Origin of the sequence: Streptomyces sp. NPDC088147, assembly GCF_044741565.1 — a bacterium.
Lineage (GTDB): Bacteria > Actinomycetota > Actinomycetes > Streptomycetales > Streptomycetaceae > Streptomyces.
Genome location: NZ_JBIUSY010000002.1, coordinates 538,465 through 556,097, shown reverse-complemented (window position 1 = coordinate 556,097; position 17,633 = coordinate 538,465). Strand labels below are relative to the sequence as shown.

General features: G+C 71.3%; 13 protein-coding genes and 2 pseudogenes. 7 read left to right on the top strand and 8 right to left on the bottom strand.

What is annotated here, in order from left to right:
* Positions 1 to 249: 249 nt before the first annotated feature.
* Both ACIOGX_RS07700 and ACIOGX_RS07695 read left to right on the top strand, forming a co-directional pair.
* The gene (locus tag ACIOGX_RS07700; protein ID WP_401911128.1) at positions 250 to 1,218 is read left to right on the top strand and encodes an SGNH/GDSL hydrolase family protein; all 969 of its coding nucleotides are present in this window, start codon (positions 250 to 252) and stop codon (positions 1,216 to 1,218) included.
* 94 nt (positions 1,219 to 1,312) lie between these two features.
* A complete protein-coding gene (locus ACIOGX_RS07695) occupies positions 1,313 to 2,284 on the top strand; it encodes an aldose epimerase family protein (RefSeq protein ID WP_356506676.1) in 972 nt (323 codons plus the stop codon).
* 131 nt (positions 2,285 to 2,415) lie between these two features.
* Here the strand turns inward: ACIOGX_RS07695 and ACIOGX_RS07690 are convergent, their stop codons facing one another.
* Positions 2,416 to 4,917 carry a glycoside hydrolase family 3 protein gene (locus ACIOGX_RS07690; RefSeq protein WP_401911125.1) on the bottom strand — a complete coding sequence of 834 codons (2,502 nt, stop codon included), beginning with the start codon at positions 4,915 to 4,917 and terminating at the stop codon, positions 2,416 to 2,418.
* Positions 4,918 to 5,171: 254 nt separating this feature from the next.
* Here ACIOGX_RS07690 and ACIOGX_RS07685 point away from each other — a divergent pair, with 254 nt between their 5' ends.
* Entirely contained in the window at positions 5,172 to 6,494 is a 1,323-nt protein-coding gene (locus ACIOGX_RS07685; RefSeq protein ID WP_401912014.1) for a pyroglutamyl peptidase, read from the top strand.
* A 116-nt stretch (positions 6,495 to 6,610) separates the two neighbouring features.
* On the opposite strand, the gene ACIOGX_RS07680 is transcribed toward ACIOGX_RS07685, so the two are convergent.
* Positions 6,611 to 7,438 carry an EI24 domain-containing protein gene (locus tag ACIOGX_RS07680; protein WP_401911122.1) on the bottom strand — a complete coding sequence of 276 codons (828 nt, stop codon included), beginning with the start codon at positions 7,436 to 7,438 and terminating at the stop codon, positions 6,611 to 6,613.
* A gap of 236 nt (positions 7,439 to 7,674) precedes the next feature.
* Between ACIOGX_RS07680 and ACIOGX_RS07675 the strand changes: the two genes are divergently transcribed.
* Positions 7,675 to 10,236: a M14 family zinc carboxypeptidase gene (locus ACIOGX_RS07675; protein WP_401911119.1), complete on the top strand. Its 2,562-nt coding sequence runs from the start codon at positions 7,675 to 7,677 to the stop codon at positions 10,234 to 10,236.
* A gap of 115 nt (positions 10,237 to 10,351) precedes the next feature.
* Here ACIOGX_RS07675 and ACIOGX_RS07670 read toward each other — a convergent pair whose 3' ends face one another.
* From ACIOGX_RS07670 to ACIOGX_RS07660, 3 genes are all read right to left on the bottom strand, one after another.
* A complete protein-coding gene (locus ACIOGX_RS07670; protein ID WP_401911116.1) occupies positions 10,352 to 11,290 on the bottom strand; it encodes an RICIN domain-containing protein in 939 nt (312 codons plus the stop codon).
* Between the two features lie 261 nt (positions 11,291 to 11,551).
* The gene (locus tag ACIOGX_RS07665; RefSeq protein ID WP_356506662.1) at positions 11,552 to 11,980 is read right to left on the bottom strand and encodes an organic hydroperoxide resistance protein; all 429 of its coding nucleotides are present in this window, start codon (positions 11,978 to 11,980) and stop codon (positions 11,552 to 11,554) included.
* A 66-nt stretch (positions 11,981 to 12,046) separates the two neighbouring features.
* On the bottom strand, positions 12,047 to 13,075 hold the full coding sequence (locus ACIOGX_RS07660; protein WP_356506660.1) for an NADP-dependent oxidoreductase: 1,029 nt from the start codon (positions 13,073 to 13,075) through the stop codon (positions 12,047 to 12,049).
* A gap of 139 nt (positions 13,076 to 13,214) precedes the next feature.
* Between ACIOGX_RS07660 and ACIOGX_RS07655 the strand changes: the two genes are divergently transcribed.
* Positions 13,215 to 13,649: a MarR family transcriptional regulator gene (locus ACIOGX_RS07655; protein WP_356506657.1), complete on the top strand. Its 435-nt coding sequence runs from the start codon at positions 13,215 to 13,217 to the stop codon at positions 13,647 to 13,649.
* A gap of 31 nt (positions 13,650 to 13,680) precedes the next feature.
* On the opposite strand, the gene ACIOGX_RS07650 is transcribed toward ACIOGX_RS07655, so the two are convergent.
* Positions 13,681 to 14,352, bottom strand: a complete 672-nt coding sequence (locus tag ACIOGX_RS07650) for a hypothetical protein (RefSeq protein WP_387015509.1) — start codon at positions 14,350 to 14,352, stop codon at positions 13,681 to 13,683.
* 333 nt (positions 14,353 to 14,685) lie between these two features.
* On the opposite strand from ACIOGX_RS07650, the gene ACIOGX_RS07645 reads away from it, so the two are divergent.
* Positions 14,686 to 15,246, top strand: coding sequence for a hypothetical protein (locus ACIOGX_RS07645; RefSeq protein ID WP_383973850.1), 561 nt, complete (start codon positions 14,686 to 14,688; stop codon positions 15,244 to 15,246).
* Positions 15,247 to 15,289: 43 nt separating this feature from the next.
* Here the strand turns inward: ACIOGX_RS07645 and ACIOGX_RS07640 are convergent.
* Positions 15,290 to 16,173 (bottom strand): annotated as a pseudogene (locus ACIOGX_RS07640) (transposase); the annotation flags it as partial.
* A 378-nt stretch (positions 16,174 to 16,551) separates the two neighbouring features.
* Here ACIOGX_RS07640 and ACIOGX_RS07635 point away from each other — a divergent pair.
* Positions 16,552 to 17,094: pseudogene (locus tag ACIOGX_RS07635) on the top strand (IS701 family transposase); the annotation flags it as partial.
* A gap of 6 nt (positions 17,095 to 17,100) precedes the next feature.
* Here the strand turns inward: ACIOGX_RS07635 and ACIOGX_RS07630 are convergent.
* Complete coding sequence (locus ACIOGX_RS07630; protein WP_401912012.1) at positions 17,101 to 17,628, bottom strand: TetR/AcrR family transcriptional regulator; 528 nt, start codon at positions 17,626 to 17,628, stop codon at positions 17,101 to 17,103.
* Positions 17,629 to 17,633 lie beyond the last annotated feature (5 nt).

The following is a 17,633-nucleotide window of genomic DNA, read 5'->3' as shown; positions in this document are numbered from 1 at the left end:
ACAGCATCGGGAGTGAAACTCCGCAAAAGGGACAGCATGTGACGTGATGTAATTTACCGGAGCCAAGAGAACGGACACCTCTGGTTCGACGTGGAAAAACTACCGTGCGGCGGGGTGCCCGCGGTGACGTACGGTCGGTCCCGGGGGCGATATGCGCGAAGCTTTCACTCGGCAGGACGCCACCGGATGCCTGACGACGCCAGACTTCTCAAAAGGATGCCAAAGAGGACGCCAACGGGAGGGACCTTGATGCGGAAGAGCCTTCGGAGCCGGAGCGGGAGCGGCGGTCGGAGCGGGGATCGCGGCCCGGCCCGGAACGGCCGAGGGCGGCGGTCACGCGCCGGAACAGCCGCCGCGACCGTCACTTTACTGGCCGTGACCGGCCTGCTGACCGGTTGCGGCGTCTTCGGCGGATCCTCGTCCGACAAGGAGGCCGAGCGCTCCGCCCCCTCCGCGCGCCCGCCCCTGTGGAACCGCGCCCCGGCTTCGGTGGCGGCGGTCGGTGACTCCATCACCCGTGGCTTCGACGCGTGTGTGGTGCTCGCCGACTGCCCGGAGGTGTCCTGGTCGACGGGTACGGACAGCAAGGTGCGCAGCCTGGCCCTACGGCTGCTCGGCGCTCCGGCGGCCAAGGAGCGCAGCTGGAACCACGCCGCGACCGGCGCCAAGATGTCCGATCTCCCGGGCCAGCTGGCGCAGGCCGCGCAGAACAAACCCGAGCTGGTCACGATCATGGTGGGCGCCAATGACGCCTGCCAGGACACGGCGAAGCAGATGACACCGGTCGCCGACTTCCGTAAGTCGTTCGAGGCGTCGATGCGCCAGTTGCGCGCCGGGGCGCCCAAGGCGCAGGTGTATGTGTCGAGCGTGCCCGATCTGAAGCGGCTCTGGTCGACCGGCCGGGGCAATCCGCTGGGCCGGCAGATCTGGAAGCTGGGGATCTGCGCCACGATGCTCGGGGACTCGCAGAACATGAGCAAGCTGGCGCAGGACCGGCGGAACATGGTGTACGAGCGGGTCGTGGCGTACAACAACGTGCTGAAGGACGTGTGCGCGAAGGATCCGCGCTGCCGGTACGACGGCGGTGCGGTCTTCGACTTCCGGTTCACGGGCGACCAGTTGAGCCACTGGGACTGGTTCCATCCCAGCAAGGACGGGCAGAGCCGGCTGGCGGAGATCGCGTACCGCAATGTGACGGCCGTGAAGCCGCCCGTGTAGCACCGGCGGCCCGGCCATGCGCCTTCGAGAGCCCGGGGGCCCCGGCAGCGTTTTCCCGGGGCTCCCGGGCGTAGGGTTCTCGATCGTGACTGCCATGAACACGGAGCGCGTCGGTGCGACCGGTGAGGGTACGCCCGTCCACCGCTGGACCCTCGAACGGGCCGGTACCCGGCTACGTCTGCTGACGTACGGCGGCGTCGTGCAGTCGGTCGAGATACCCGACCGGAACGGCACGGTCGCCAATGTGGTGCTCGGCTTCCCGGATCTCCAGGGCTATCTGGGCGCCGGCGGACCGTACTTCGGGGCGCTGGTGGGCCGGTACGCGAACCGCATCGGGGGCGCGGCCTTCACCCTCGACGGGCGGACCTACCGGCTCGCGCCCAACGACGGGCCGAACAGTCTGCACGGCGGTGAGCGGGGCTTCGACCGGCGCGTGTGGGACGCGGAGCCGGCCGGGGACCACGGGGTGCGGCTGTCGCGGATCAGCCCCGACGGCGAGGAGGGTTTCCCCGGCCGGCTGGACATCTCGGCGACGTACACACTGGACGCGGACGGCGCGCTGCGGATCGACTACCGCGCGGTGACGGACGCCCCGACGCATGTGAACCCGACGAATCACACCTACTGGAATCTGGGCGGCGCGGGCAGCGGCCCCGCGACCGGCCACGAACTGCGCGTCGCGGCGGGGCACCTCACGCCGGTGGACGACACCGCCGTACCGACCGGGAAGCTGGATCCGGTCGACGGCACCCGCTTCGACTTCCGCGCGCCGCGCCCGGTGGGTTCGGGCTACGACCACAACTTCGTGCTGGACGGGACGGATCCGGCGGCCGAGCTGTACGACCCGGTGTCGGGCCGGGTGCTGACCGTGACCACCACGGAGCCGGGCATGCAGCTCTACACCGGCGACCACTTCGACGGGGAGCCGTACGGTCCCGGGGACGGAATCGCCCTGGAGACACAGCACTTCCCGGACTCCCCCAACCGGCCCGCGTTCCCGAGCACGGTGCTGCGGCCGGGTGAGGTGTTCGTCTCGACCACGACGTTCGGTTTCGGCGTCCGGTAGAAGAGGTACGGGTACGGCCCCGGGGCGGTGTGTCAGGTCCGCCCCGGGGCCGTCACCTCGCGTACGTGCCCCTGCGTCTCGTACGGTCCCCCGCGTCGCGTCCTTCTCGCCCGCTACGCCCGCTACGCCCGCTACGCCCGCGCGTCCACCAGGGAACTCAGCCGGCGGTCGGCGACGGACCGGCCCGCCTGGACCTCGTACGTACCGGGGACGAGCGACCAGGAGCCGGACTCCTCGTCCCAGATCTCGAAGGCCCTGCGCCGCAGCGGGATCCGTACCTCGACGGTCTCGCCCGGTCCGGCCTCGACCGAGGCGAAGCCGGCCAGCCAGCGGGCCGGGCGCTCCACGGTGTCGTCCACCGGGGCCAGATAGATCTGGACGACCTCGCGCCCCCTGCGGATACCGGTGTTGCGCAGCCGTACGCGTGCGTCGTCCGTGGTGGCCGCGATCGCCTCGTACTCCCAGCCGGTGTAGCCGAGGCCGTGGCCGAACGGGTAGGCGGGGGCCACGCCCGACCGCTCCCAGGCCCGGTAGCCGATGAACACGCCTTCGCTGTAGTGGAGTTCGCCGTCGGCCGGGGTGGTGGCCGAGACCGGTACGTCCGCCAGCGCGACCGGCCAGGTGGTGGGCAGCCGGCCGCCCGGCTCCACCGCGCCGAGCAGGACATCGGCGAGTGCGGCGCCGCCCTCCTGGCCGGGGAACCAGCTGAGCAGTACCGCCGCCACGTCCTCGCGCCACGGCATTTCGACCGGGGAGCCGGTGTTGACGACCACGACGGTGTTCGGGTTGACGGCGGCGACCGCGCGCACGAGATCGTCCTGGCGGCCCGGGAGCCTGAGGTTCTCGCGGTCGAAGCCCTCGGACTCGACGCGTTCCGTGGTGGCGACCACCACGACGGCCGTGCCCGCGGTACGGGCCGCCTCGGCGGCCTCGGCGATCAGTGCGTCCGGGTCGTGCCGTGGTCCGAGGTGGAGCAGCGAGAACGCGACGGCCCTGATCGGGGCGTCCGGGATCTTGTGGACGGTGTGCAGCAGCGAGACGGTGACGCGCTCGCCCGCGGTCAGCTCCGCGCGGGCGCGCTCCGCCCGGCGGCCGAAGAACGCCTCGAACGGGTCGGAGGCGGCGACGAGTTCCTCCGTACCGTCGAAGAGGACCCGGCCGCCGACGGTGAGGACGAAGCCGCCGAGACCGCGTGTGCCGAAGGTGTGCTCGCCGCTCTCGCGCGGGGTGAAGGTGCCCGTCATCTCGACGGTGTGCAGTTCCTCGTGGGTGACGCCGTCGGGCAGGTCGCTGCCCGCCCACTGCACCCGGCCGCCGGGGACGGTGGAGGTCCCGAGGATCCGTCCGTCCGCCGCGCGGCAGACGGCGGTCAGCTCGAAGCCGGTGCCCGCGTCGACGAGTTCGTCGTTGGGGTCGGCGCCGAGGGAGTAGGTCAGGGAGCCGTCGGGAAGGGCGGCGGTGAGGCCGTCGAGCGGGGAGACCACGTGGTCGGGGAAGACCACGGCGGAGCCGCCGCCGAGCACCCGGGCGTCGCGCGCCGGGGCGCCGCTGAGCGCGACGGTACCGGTCCTCGCCGGATCGATCGGAAGGGCCGGGTGGCCGGCGCCGTCGTCTCCTGCTCCGTCGCCGTGTGCCCGTGGCTCGTTGCGTACGAGGACGAAGGAGCGGCGCGCGATCTCGCGGGCGAGCGCGTCGCCGTCGACCGGCGCGGGAAGGGCGGTGACGGCGGCCGGGGCGCCGTCGAGGATGCCGACCCGGGCGGCGAGGAGCAGCACCCTGCGTACGGCGTCGTCGACCGCGGACTCCGTCACCTCACCGGCGCGGACGGCGGCGACGAGCGCCTCGCCGTAGACCGTGCGCGGTCCCGGCATCGCGACATCGAGGCCGCCGAGCAGGGCGCCGACGGTGGAGCGTGCCGCCAGCCAGTCGGAGACGACATAGCCGTCGAAGCCCCACTCACCGCGCAGGACCTCGTTCTGGAGATAGCGGTGTTCGGTCATCGTCGAGCCGTTGACCTGGTTGTACGCGGCCATGATGCCCCAGGGGTGGGCGTTGGCGACGATGGCCTCGAAGGGGGCGAGATACAGCTCGCGCAGCGGGCGCGGGGCGACGATGTTGTCGACGGTGAAGCGGTCGGTCTCGGCGTCGTTCGCGACGAAGTGCTTGACGGTGGTGCCGACGCCGCCGTCCTGGACGCCCCGCACATAGCCCGTGCCGATCTCGCCGGTGAGGTACGGGTCCTCGCTGTACGCCTCGAAGTGGCGGCCCCCGAGCGGTGAGCGGTGCAGATTCACGGTGGGCGCCAGCAGTACGTGCACGCCCTTGCGGCGGGCCTCCTGTGCGAGCAGTCGGCCGGCCCCGCGGGCCAGTTCCGGATCCCAGGAGGCGGCGAGAGCGGTCGGCGACGGCAGCGCGACGGACGGGTCGTCCGCCGTCCACCGCACCCCGCGGACCCCGATCGGACCGTCGGACATCACCAGGGACGCCAGCCCGATCTCCGGGAGCGCGGGCAGGGACCACATGTCCTGGCCTGCCAGCAGCCTCGCCTTGGCGTCCAGGTCCAGCTTGCCGAGCGCCGCCTCGACGGCCGCCTCGCGTGCGTGACCGGCCGGGGTGTCGGATGCGTCTGCCACTGCCGTACCTCCTCGTCGAAGTCTCTCCGTCTCTCCGCCGGATGGTCGCACAGCGATCCTGGCCGCGCGGAGTGGTCCCACCACGTGACCGCACGCCGGTCCTCGTGTGCGGGCGGTCATGTGTGGGCGGTCCTGGTGTGCGGGCGGTCCTCATGTGGGGGTGTCGCATGCCGGGTTCAGGGGACCCATGGTCATCCGCCCTGTCCGGAGGTGATACTTCCGCCACCCGACGGAAGGACTCCCCCGTGAGACTCATGAGGCCCCTGGGCCACATTCGTGTACGCCCCGAACTGCTCGGGCTCGTACTCCTCACCACCACCGCGCTCGCCCTCGGTGCCCCGCCGCCGCCCGCCGCCGCGCAGCCGCTCGCGGCTCAGCCGGCCCCCGCGCGGTCCGCCACCGCCGCTGCCACCGCCGACACCGCCGCGTTCACCGTCGAGGAGCAGCGGCTGGACCTCGCCGTACCTCAGGAGATCCTGCGGCGCAGCGGCTTCGACGCCGTGGCGCCCGACTTCATACGGTCGTTGCGCGGCGCGGACTCGTACGCCGAGGCCGAGCGGGCCGTCGTACGGAGCGGGGCGCGGCTGTGGCAGCGGGCGGTGGACCGGGCGCAGGGCCGCGGGCCCGCGCGCGGCGATCTGAGCCGGGACGACGACCGGCCGCTGTACTGGGCACGGCTCGCGCTCACCCGTGAACTGCGCCAGTGGCAGCCGGAGTCCGGCCTCTCCGAGACCGCGCGGACGGCGCTGCTCGGAAAGCTGGAGCGCTCCTCGCGCGGTCAGGACTCCATGGACTTCCCGGCACGCGGCGCCGCCAAGGGCGTCAAGCGGATCGTGCTGACCGGCTTCGATCCGTTCACCCTGGACCGCGACATCCGGATCAGCAACCCGTCCGGGGCGACGGCTCTGGCGCTGGACGGCACGGTGATCAGGACCGCCGACGGGCCCGCCCGTATCGAGACGGCCGTCTTCCCCGTCCGCTGGGGGGACTTCGCCGACGGCACCGTCGAACAGGCCCTGCGCGGGCCGCTGTCGCGGGCCGACCTCTTCACCACGGTCAGCCAGGGCCGCGTCGGACGGATCGATGTCGAGCGTTTCAACGGCGCCTGGCGCGGCGGGTTCGGGGACAACGAGAACGTCTCGGAGACCGGGCTCGTGCCGGTGAGCGATCCGGTCTCGCAGCCGCAGTGGACGACGACCAGCCTCCCGTACCGCTCGATCGTGGCGGCGGACACCGGCCGCTTCCCGGTGTACGACAACACGTCGGTCACCGAGGTCCCGGCGGGCGGGACCGCGCCGGTGGTACGGCCGGACGGGCCGACACCCGGTTCCGCGGCCCGCGCCGGGGGCGGTGGCGACTATCTGTCCAATGAGATCGCGTACCGCGCGACGCTGCTCCGCGACCGGCTGGGGCTGGAGATTCCGGGCGGCCATGTGCACACGCCGGTGCTCCAGTTCGGGGCGGGGAACACCGACCCGGCGACGGGGGCCGTGACGGACCCGGAGTTCGTACAGAACCGGCTGGACATCATCGCGCAGCTGCGGGCGATCGTCACGGTGGCCGCCGAAGCTTCCTGAGCCTCCTGGGTCACTCCCGTCACCTGAGGCACACAGGAGGCGGAACGCACGGCGCCGTCCGGTCCTGGCTCCTGCCGGATCGGACGGCGCCACGGCTGTCGGCCGCTACGCGTTCCTCACTTGTCCATGGCGAGCGGTACGCCCGGCCGCCGCGTGCCCTGGGCGCCGTTCGCGGCGTCGTCGTCCGCGGACGCGTCCTCGGGCTCGGGCTCGGCCGTCAGCTCGCGCACCATCAGGGTCGCCCCCGCCACCGCGCCCGGCATCAGGAAGACCGCCACGAACGGGACGAGGAAGGCGAGCGTGAGCGGGACGCCGAAGCCGAGGGTGAGCATCCGGCGGCCCCTGAGCAGCCGGAGGCGCTCCTTCAGCTCGACACCACGGCGCTGGAGCGCCACCGCCGTCAGCTCCTCCGCCAGGAAGAAGCCGGAGACGCAGAAGCCGAGCACGGGAATGACCGTCTGCCCGACGACCGGGATGAATCCGAGCGCGAAGAGCAGCACGCCGTACAGCGCCACCCGGACCAGGATCCGCAGACTGTCCCGGGCGGAGATCCACAGGTCGCGCCAGAGCGGCAGTTCCGACTGCGGGACCTCGCCGCCCTCCGCGCGGTCGACCTCCTCGGAGAGCGATTCGTAGAAGGGCTGGCCGACCAGCAGCGTCACGGCGGTGAAGGTGATCACCGCGAGGAACAGCCCGAGCGCGAAGAGCAGCACGGTCAGGGAGCCGCGGAAGAGACCGAGCCAGGGCGAGGACCAGTCGTCCGCGAAGGGGGTGGCCCAGGCCGTCAGATCGTCGGCGCCGTAGGCGAGGCCGACGAGCGCGCCCGCATACAGGACCAAGGTGACCAAACCGGGCAGCAGCCCGAATCCGAACCACCGGCCGTGGCCCGCGACCCAGCGCTGGCCTTTCATCAAGTAGCCGAAGCCGACGCCGAGATCATGCATGCGTGCAGCCTACCGGCTGTATATGGACCCCTCTTGATGTTCGCGTGAGTAACCGGTAGACCCTGCGTACCGATCAACGTCGATCGCCACCGATCATTTTTGATCGCACGGATGGGATCGCCTCGGTGGTGACCGCCTCCACGGTGGTCGCCTCCACGGCGGTCACTTCCGCTGTGATCGCCCGCCGCCCGCCTCTGACGTTGCCGTCACTTCCGAAGACCCGGAGGAACAGACGCATGGGGATACCCAGACCCGTCCTGCTCACCACCGCCGTCAGCGCCGTCGCCGGCGCCCTGCTGCTCACTCCGCTCCCCGCGACCGCCGCCCCCGGCCGGGACACGCAGCGGCCACATCCCGTCAGGGAGAGCGGCGGCCACGACACCGCCGCCACCGCGCTCCAGAAGACCACCGGCACCGTCGGCACACCCGCGCCTCCCGCGCTGCGCAAGGACGGCGGCTACCCCCGGCGTACGGTCCTCGACGCGCCGCCCGCGAACCCCGCCGACAAGTCGATCAAGCTGGGGCTGGCCCCGTACCACTCGCTCGCTCCCCGGCTCAACGCCCTCCAGAAGCTGAGCGATCGCGTCAGCGTGGAGGTCGCGGGCCGGTCCGCGGCCGGCCACGAGCTGTATCTCGTCACCGTCACCGCGCCCGAGAGCTCCCGCGAGTCCCGCGAGCAGGAGCGGATGCGCGAGCTGATCGAGGACTCCCCGGCGGCAGCCGCCAAGGACCGCCGGATCAAGTCCTCCTACAAGACCCCGGTCTTCATCAACAACAACATCCACGGCAATGAGTGGGAGGGCACCGACGCCGCCCTGAAGCTCATCGAGGAGCTGGCGAAGGCGAAGGACGGCAGAACGGCCGGTCTGCTCGCCAAGAACCGGATCTATCTCAATGTGACCGCCAACCCCGACGGCCGGATCGCCGGGACCCGCGCCAACGGCAACGGCTTCGACCTCAACCGCGACTTCATCACCGCCTCGCAGCCCGAGTCGCAGGCCATCCGGCAGATCGCGGTCGACAAGCAGCCCGCCGTCATGCTGGACCTGCACGGCTATGTCAACGGCACGCTGATCGAGCCGACGACGCCGCCGCACGGCGAGAACTACGAGTACGACCTCTTCCTGAAGAACAGCTACGCCAACGCCCTCGGCATGGAGAAGGCGGTGAACGATCTCGGCTACACCCCCGCCGCTGACGGCGTCCAGCCGCCCGTCATCCCCTTCCGCGACCAGCAGGAGGGCTGGGACGACTGGCCGCCGATCTTCACCCCGCAGTACATGGCGTTCCAGGGCGCGGTGGCCTCGCACACCGTCGAGTTCCCGATGCGCGTCAACAACAACGACTACAACACCCTGCCGGTGGAGGAGCTGCGCAGGCGCTCCGCGATCAACACGGACATCGCGGGCGCGGTGATGCGCGCGACCCTCGACTACACGCTCGACCACCGCACGTCGGTGATCGCCGACCAGATCGAGACGTTCCGGCGGGGCGCGGCGGGCGAGGCGCAGCGGCCGGTGTCCGAGGAGACCGTGCCGGGCGTGCCGGGCATCGGACCGGAGGACGTGTACACCACGTCCTTCCCGCGCGCGTATGTGATCCCGGCGGGCCAGGGGCAGCGCTCGGCGACCGCGGCGGCCCGGCTGGTGGACCATCTGGTCGCCAATGACGTACGGGTGGAGCGCGCCCGCGCCGGCTTCCGGCTGGCGGGACGCTCGTATCCGGCGGGCTCGTACGTCGTCGACATGCACCAGGCCAAGCGCGGTATCGCCAATGTGATCCTCGACGAGGGCCGTGACATCAGCGCGGACGTCTCCGCCATGTACGACATCTCGGGGTGGAGCCTCGGGCTGCTGTGGGGCGCGAGCGTCGACAAGATCCAGCAGGCCGGTGGCGGGCTGCACATCCCGGCGCGTCCGGTCCGGGCCGCGTCCCCGACCGGGGCGGTGACGGGTCAGGGCGATCTGCGGCTGCGCCTGGACGACCCGAAGGATCTGGCCGCCCTCAACTCCCTGCTCGGGCAGGGTGTGAAGGTACGCGGGGCGGCGGACGGTTCGGCGATCGTGCCGGCCTCGGCCCGTCGTCAGGCGGCCGTCCTGGCCGACCGTTACGGCGTCGTCTTCACCGCCACCAAGGAGAAGGGCTCCGGGACGGTGGCCCGTACGCGCGTCGCGGCGGCGGTGACACCCGGCGAGCAGTTCGCCCTGCGGGAGATGGGCTTCGAGGTGCTGCCGGTGTCGACCGCGACGCTGAACGCGGGCTTCGACTGGTCGAAGGCGGATGTCCTGTACGTCTCCTCCGGCCTCCAGTACGGCGCGCTCGCCCCGGCCGCGCGCTCGGCCCTGGACGGCTTCCTCTCCGGGGGCGGGCGCGTGGTCACGCTCGGTTCGACGGGTGCGGCCTTCAACACCGCCGCGGGGCTGCTCGCGGCCAAGCCGGTCGCGGGCAACGGCGACGCGAACGGTGTGGTGCGGGTGACCAACGCGGGTGGCCCGATCACCGGTGGCGCCCCGGCGCACACCTTCGTCTACTCGCCGCTGTGGTTCACCGACCTCGGCCCCGGGGTGCGGGCCGAGCAGTCGTACGGCACCGGCAGTCCGCTGGTGTCCGGCCACTGGCGCGCGAAGGAGGACGGTACGGGCGGTCCCTCGGCCGCGGCGGGCCGGGCCTCGGTCGTCAGCGGTACGTCCGCCGGGGGCGGGTCCGTGGTGCTGTTCGGTACGGAGCCGCTGTTCCGTGACCACCCGAAGGGGCTCTTCTCGCAGGTCGGCCGGGCCCTGCTGGGGGCGGCCGGCTGAGTCTCACGGCGGCCACGGCCACGGCCACGATGATGCCGTGACGCCGTGACGCCGTGACGGCCTGACGGCCGGGGGCCGTTCCCGCGTGGTGCGGGGACGGCCCCCGCGGCGTTGTTCAGACCGGGTGCAGCCGCCACTGCTGGCAGGTCGTGCCCAGCCAGGGCCACTGCTGTACGTCCGCTCCGTCCGCCGTCGAACAGCCCGCGACCTCCGCGACCTTGCCGCTGCGGGCGCCGACCAGCCGCACCCAGCCGCCCTGGTCGGTGACGACGAGACGGAAGGACTGGCAGATCGTGCCGAGCCAGGACCACTGGCGCAGACCGGCCCCGTCCGCGACCGAACAGGCCGCCGTGTCCAGCACTTTCCCGCCGGCGACGTTGACCAGCCGGCTGGTGCCATCGCCGACTCCCTCGACGCGCCAGCGCTGACGGGCGGCGCCGTGGCAGGCCCACTGGCGGACGTTCGCGCCATCGGCGCCCGAACCGTCCTCCACTTCAAGGCACTTGCCGCTGCGCCGGTTCACGAGTGTGTACGCCGTGGGGGTGGCCGCGCGCTCGCCGGAGGCCCCGGCGAGCGCGGCGCCCGGCGGAGAGAGGCCACCGTCCGGCGCCGGCGCGGTGGCGTCCGGCAGCCGGCCGTCATCGAGCTGATCCCGGTAGGCGTACGGGCCCATGGGGTCGGCGCCCGCGCTCTCCAGGACGTGCACGCGCTGGGTGCGGCGGTAGTCCGCGATGCCCTGGCCCGCGACGTAGTACAGATACCAGCGGCCGTCCCGGAAGTGGATCCGGGGCGCCCCCATGTTGCAGCAGCGCGAGGAGGTGGAATCCGTCCAGACCCGCACGCTCGGCGCGGTCGGAAGCCCGGCCGGGGTGGGCGAGGTGCGCATGGTCAGCTCCGACGTACGGGACGCCGTGAGCAGGTAGTAGTCGCCGTCGTAGTACTGGATCCAGGGATCGGCGGCCACGGCGGGCGGAGGGACGAACGCGGTGAAGGCGGCGAAGACGGCGAGCGACAGGGCCAGAAGGAGCGTGGTTCTGCGAGGGGTGCGGCTCACGCGGATTCTCCTTACGGCGTGCGAAGGGGTATGGGGCGCACGGGACGTGGAGCCGTTCGGCATGCCGGACCGCGGTCACGAGCGCGAACGGGAAGCTAGAGTCGAAGCGCTTCCGCGTCAACGGTCGGAAACGGACAGGGCGCGAACGGACGCGAACAGACGCGACGCGGACGGGCATGGCGCGAGCGGACATGGCGCGAGCGGACATGACTGAGGGCCGCACCCCGTCAGGGGTACGGCCCTCGGCCAACAGGCCGTCCGTCAGGCGACGGAGAGCTCGACCTTGATGTTGCCGCGCGTGGCGTTGGAGTAGGGGCACACCTGGTGCGCCTTCTCCAGCAGATCCTTGGCGGTGGCCTCGTCCACGTTCGGGATGGAGGCGATCAGCTCGACCTCAAGACCGAAACCGCCGGCCTCGAGCTTGCCGAAGCCGACCTTGGCCGTCACCGTCGAGCCGGAGATGTCTGCCTTCTCCTGACGGGCGACCACACCGAGCGCACCCTGGAAGCAGGCGCTGTACCCGGCGGCGAACAGCTGCTCCGGGTTGGTGCCGGCGCCGTTGCCGCCCATCGACTTGGGCGGGTTGACGATGACGTCGAGCTGACCGTCGTCACTGGAGACGCGGCCGTCACGGCCGTTCTCCGCGGTGGCGACGGCGGTGTAGAGGACATCGATCTTCTGGATGGTCATACGGTGCGTTCCTCCTGTTGTACGCCGCGACTCGCGCCCACGGACCGCGGCGGCCTCGTGATGAGCCTAGTGCGTCGGGCCGTTGAGCGTGACGATCATCTTCCCGGTGTTGTCACCGCGCAGCACGCCGAGGAAGGCGTCGAAGCCGTTCTCGATGCCCGCGACCGAGGTCTCGTGGTACTTCAGCTCACCGGAGGCGAGCCAGCCCGCGACGTCCTTCACGAACCTCGGCCGCAGACCGAAGTGGTCGGTGACGATCATGCCCTGGAGACGCAGCCGCTTCCCGATGGCCAGGGCCAGGTTGCGCGGGCCCGGCGCCGGATCGGTGGCGTTGTACTGCGCGATCGCACCGCACAGCGTGACGCGGCCATGGGTGTTGAGCGTGGAGAGCGCGGCTTCGAGGTGGTCGCCGCCGACGTTGTCGAAGTAGACGTCGATGCCGTCGGGCGCCGCCGCCTTGAGCTGGTCCCTGACGGGGCCCTTCTTGTAGTTGAAGGCCGCGTCGAAGCCGTACTCCTCGGTGAGGAGCCTGACCTTCTCGTCGGAGCCCGCCGAACCGATCACCCGCGAGGCGCCCTTGATCCTTGCCAGTTGGCCGGCCTGGCTGCCGACGGCTCCGGCCGCTCCGGAGACGAAGACGGCGTCGCCCTCCTTGAAGGAGGCGGTCTCGAACAGGCCCGCGTAGGCCGTGAGTCCGGTCGCGCCCAGCACACCGAGGTACGCGGAGAGCGGGGCGAGGGAGGCGTCGACCTTCGTGCCGTGCTCGGCCGGGAATTCGGCGTACTCGCGCCAGCCGAGACCGTGCACGACATGGTCGCCGACGGCGAACCCCTCGGCGCGGGAGGCGATGACCTCACCGACCGCGGCGCCGTCCATCGGCTTGTCCAGCTGGTACGGGGGTACGTACGACTTCACGTCGTTCATCCGTCCCCGCATGTACGGGTCGACCGAGAAGTGGAGGTTGCGGACCAGGATCCGGCCCTCACCCGGCTCGGTCACGGGTACCTCGCGCAGGGCGACATCGCCCGGTTCGGGCCAGCCATGGGGGCGGGCCACGAGAAACCAGGCGCGGCCGGACTCGGGAAGTGCGGTCATCGTGCGGAGCCTCCTCAGACAGTTCTGCGGCGGTGAGCCACGGGTACCAGGTCAGGGAACCCGAGAAAAGCTTCACCACATGAAACAACAATGCTCATGAATATTTCATGCTGTCAAGTAACGGAGTACCCTGGTGTCCATGGCCACTCCACGAAGAGACCCACTCACCCTTGAGGTCGTCGAACTCATCGGCACTGTCGTGGCCCGGTACTACGAGGAGTACGAGCAGGCCGCGGCACGGCACTCCCTCACCGGCGCGCAGGCGCGCGTCCTGGGGCTGCTGTCCCTGGAGCCGCTGCCCATGCGCGGCATCGCGCGGAAGCTGAAGTGCGAGCCGTCCAATGTCACCGGCATCGTGGACCGGCTCGAAGCGCGCGGCCTGGTGGAGCGCCGGCCCGACCCGGCCGACCGCCGGGTGAAGCTCGCCGCCCCCACGGAGGAGGGCAGCGCGACCGCGACCCGGCTGCGCGACTCACTGGACTTCGCGCGCGAGCCGCTCGCCGCGCTGTCCGACGACGAGCGCGGAGTGCTGCGCGACCTGCTCAAGCGGATGCTGGGCGAGACCGTGCTCTGAGAGCCGGAGAGCCGGAGAGCCGGAGAGCCTGTCAGACGCAGAAGAAGATGATCCAGCGACAGGTCTCGGACGGCGTGGGAGAGGGCGCGGGCGGCGGCGGTGGCGGCGGGTCCGCCGAGGTCGGGCCGTCCGAGGTGGGCTCGTCCGTCGGCTCCGCGGGACCGGTCGTACCGGACTCCGGGTCGTCGGCCCCCGGCGACTCGGGCCCGTCCGTGGCCGTCTCCCCGGTCTCGGGCGCACTGGAGGAGGCCGACGGCGATTCCTCGACCTCCTCCGGCGGGCTCGGAGCACCACTGCCGTCCGTGCGCGCCTTCCCGTCCGCACTCGCGCCCGAGGCCGGTCCCGAGGCCGTGGAGACACCCGGATCGTCGGGCGCGACCGGGCGCTCCGTGTCCCGCGGACCGCCGTCGAAGTCGACGGGCGTCTCCTCCTTCACGGCGGTGGCGTTGTCGTCGCGCGAGGACTCCCTCGCCAGTTCGGCCAGGCTCAGCGCGCCGGCCGCGAGGATCACGCCGAGCGTGGCGATCAGAAGCCTGCGGCCCCGCCTGCTGCGCGCCCGGCGCGGACCGGTACGGCGCGGGGCCTTGTCCCGCGCGCCCTTTCCTCGCCCGGCTCGACGGGAGGAGCCCTTGCGGCGCGAGGAGTCGGGGCGCGGCGCGGTGTCGTCCGGACGGTCGTGGCTGACGAGCCCGTAGTCACTCACGGGCGTGTCGCCGTACTCTCCGTGACTCTCGGTCTCCCTGTCGTATCCGCCCGGGAGGCGGCTGTGGTGCGACCCGGGGTGGACAGGGTGGTGCTGCCGCAGCTCCTCGGCGGGGGTCCCGCATCCTGCGCAGATCAGTGCGCCGTTGAGGTGCCGACGGCACTGTGGGCAGTAGTCCATGGCGCCCCGCAGATTATGCGTCCGGCGGCACGGCTGACGTGGCGAGGTTGTGAGGATCGTGTGTGAAGTGCCGAGTCCGGGGCGTGTCTGCCCACGTCTGCTCATGTCTGCCCGGTTGGGGACCGCCCCGCGGGCACGGGTAAGGATGGCGGTATGACGTCCACCGGGCCGTTCGGGCCGCTCGACTTCCAGCTCGTCCTGCTGCGCCGGATGGCCGATCACCAGCCGGAGCTGGTCGACGAGGCCCGCCACGAGCTGGGCGTGTCCCTGGCCGGCATGCGGGAGGCCAACCGCCGCTGGCAGGCGATGGTGCGCTCGCCCCGGGCGCGCGGCTCGCTGTCGCGCTACCGTTCCGTACTCGGCGCGCCGGAGCGGACCTCCCGGCGCGTGATCGGCGATCTGGAGTGCGACGCCCTGCTGTGGCCGGTGCCGCTCTGGCCCGATCTGCGCTTCGAGGTGATGGTGGCGCCCGGCGGCGCCGTCTGGAACGAATGGCTGGTCCGCGCCCCGGGGTCGGCGGGCCCCGCGTTGCGTACGGCGGACGATCTGCGCCCGTGGTGCTGCACGGTGGACGAGGTCGCACGGGCCTTCCCGCCCGCCCGGCCGATGGAGGGCACCGCCCCGACCAGGATGCGGCTGGCCTTCACACCGCCCGACGGCCGCGCCCGCGTCGCGGAGTTCACCTGGGGACTGCTGCAACGCTGGTCCGACTAGGGCGCGTATTGAGTCGTGATCACTGGCTGGCTCGGGTGAGGTCCTTGAGCTTGTTGATCAGGCGCTCGATGGTGTTGCGCTCTTTGTAGAGCCCGGCGTCGTGGGTGACGGGCCGGCCGCCCCGGCGGCCCTTCTTCTTCCGGTTGGCGGCCTGGTCCCTCTTCTCCGGGATCACAGCCTTGATGCGGCGTTTGCGCAGGTAGTCGCGGTTACCGCGGGACGAGTAAGCCTTGTCTCCGGCGACCGCGTCGGGCCGGGTGCGGGGACGGCCGACCGGCCCACGGGCCCGCACCTGCTCGAGCACGGGGATGAACTGAGGGCTGTCGGCGGCCTGCCCGGCGGTCAGCGTGAGCACGAGCGGGCGACACCTGCGATCACCCACAACGTGGATCTTGCTGGTCTGGCCGCCCCGCGAACGTCCGAGCCGGGCGGTCTTCAACCGGAGCTTGCCGCGTCGCCGGACGCGTCGCTGTTCGGCCTGCCGGGCGACGTCTTCAACGTCCTGTCCGGCTTGTTCCTCTTCGATGCCCCTTTTGAGCCGGCCTCCTCCTCGGCGGCTTCCTCCAGCGCGGCGAGGACCTCCGGATCGAGGTGCATCCCGGCCGCGTCGTGGTGGGCGCGGGCCGTGATGGAGTCCACACTGACCAGCGACAAGTCCGCCCTGCCACGCTTTGCCGCCTCGGCGATCAGGCCCTCCAGCAGGGCCTCGAAGACCCCGGCGTCCCGCCACTGCCGAAACCGGTTGTGCACGGTGGACCAGGCGCCGAACTCGGCCGGCATCTCCCGCCATTGCGCTCCTGCGCGAAACCGCCAGATCACGCCCTCGAACTGCTGCCGCAGCCGGGTGGGATACGGGCCGTACTCGCCGATTGGCAGGTACGGCGCGATGAACTCCCACTCCTCATCCGTCAGTTGCACGCGCGTCATGCACTCAGGACTAAAGGATCCGTCCCCGAAGCGGAGGCGCATCCCACAGATTGATCACAACTCGATACGCGCCCTAGTGTCCTGAGTCGTAAGTTCGCGGGCGCTCGTGGAATGGGCTGATGCCTGGTCCGAAGCCGCTGTTGCTGGAGTTGTCCGATCATGAACGCCGAGTGCGGAGACCGGACCTGTTCTGAGGTGCGGTTTCCGAAGCCCCGGCCGCCCCGGGCCGGCTAATACTCCAGTCTGGTTTCGCGATCTTGTGGCCGTACCTGGCTGGGAACGGGTACGGCCACCGCGTGATCATCGGTTGGTGTGTGGACAAACGAAGATCGTGCGGTGGCCGCGGGCCATAGCGCAGACCCTGCCCGCTGGCGGGAGATGTTCGACCAGGTCATGGCCCGGATCGCGGGCCGCTTCGGCCGGGTCGAGCCGAGGGCGAGTACCCGTGCTTATCTGCTTGGGCTGCTGTCGCAAGCAGAGTGGAAGAACTGCTGGCAGCTGGCCGAACAGGCCGGACACGTCCGGCCTGGGCCGATGCAGCGGCTGCTGCGCTACGCCCGCTGGGACGCCGATGCCGTCCGTGACGATGTCCGCGCCTACGCCGTCGATCACCTCGGCGCCGACAACGGTGTGCTAATCGTGGACGAGACCGGCTTCGTGAAGAAGGGCCGGGCTTCGGCGGGCGTGCAGCGGCAGTACACCGGCACCGCCGGGCGCATCGAGAACTCCCAGGTCGGCGTCTTCCTCGCCTACGCCACCAGCCGAGGACGGACACTGATCGACCGCCGGCTCTACCTGCCCGAGCAGTCTTGGTGCGTCGATCCCGAGCGCCGCCAGGCGGCCGGGATACCCGAGACTGTGCAGTTCGCGACCAAGCCCCGCCTGGCCTGGGAGATGATCGCCGCCGCGCTGGACGGAAGGCAGGGATCAGACCGGTCCGTCAGCAGGTGTGTGCCGGAGGCCGCGGAGGAAGAGCTGGAGCGCGCGGTCGGCGCGCGGCCGGTCTCCGGAAACGATCAGGTCGAGCTGGAGGCCGCGCACCTGCGCCAGCACCATGGTGGCCAGGGCGACGGTGTCGCTCTCGGGCCACCCCTCTCGTTCGAGCCCGGGAGTGATGAAGGGCAGCCAGTCAGTGACCAGCGAGCGGGTCAGGTCCTCGTCGGCGCCACCTGGGTGGCCGCTCGCCGCCACCATCTCGAAGAGCCGGAGGAACTGCCGCTGTTCCGCGGGTTCGCACAGGATCCGCCACACCGCCTCGATCTGCTCTGCCCCTGTCCGTGCCGCCAGGTGCGCGGCATCGGTCCTCAGTCGTTCGGTGAGATCGTCGCGGACCTTCTCCATGACCCGTGCGACGAGTTCCTCCTTGGAGGAAAAGTGGCGCAACAGTGTCGCGTGGGAGACGCCGATCGCCTCGGCCGCCGGCCGCAGGGACAGACCGATGAGGCCGTGGGCCATGACGT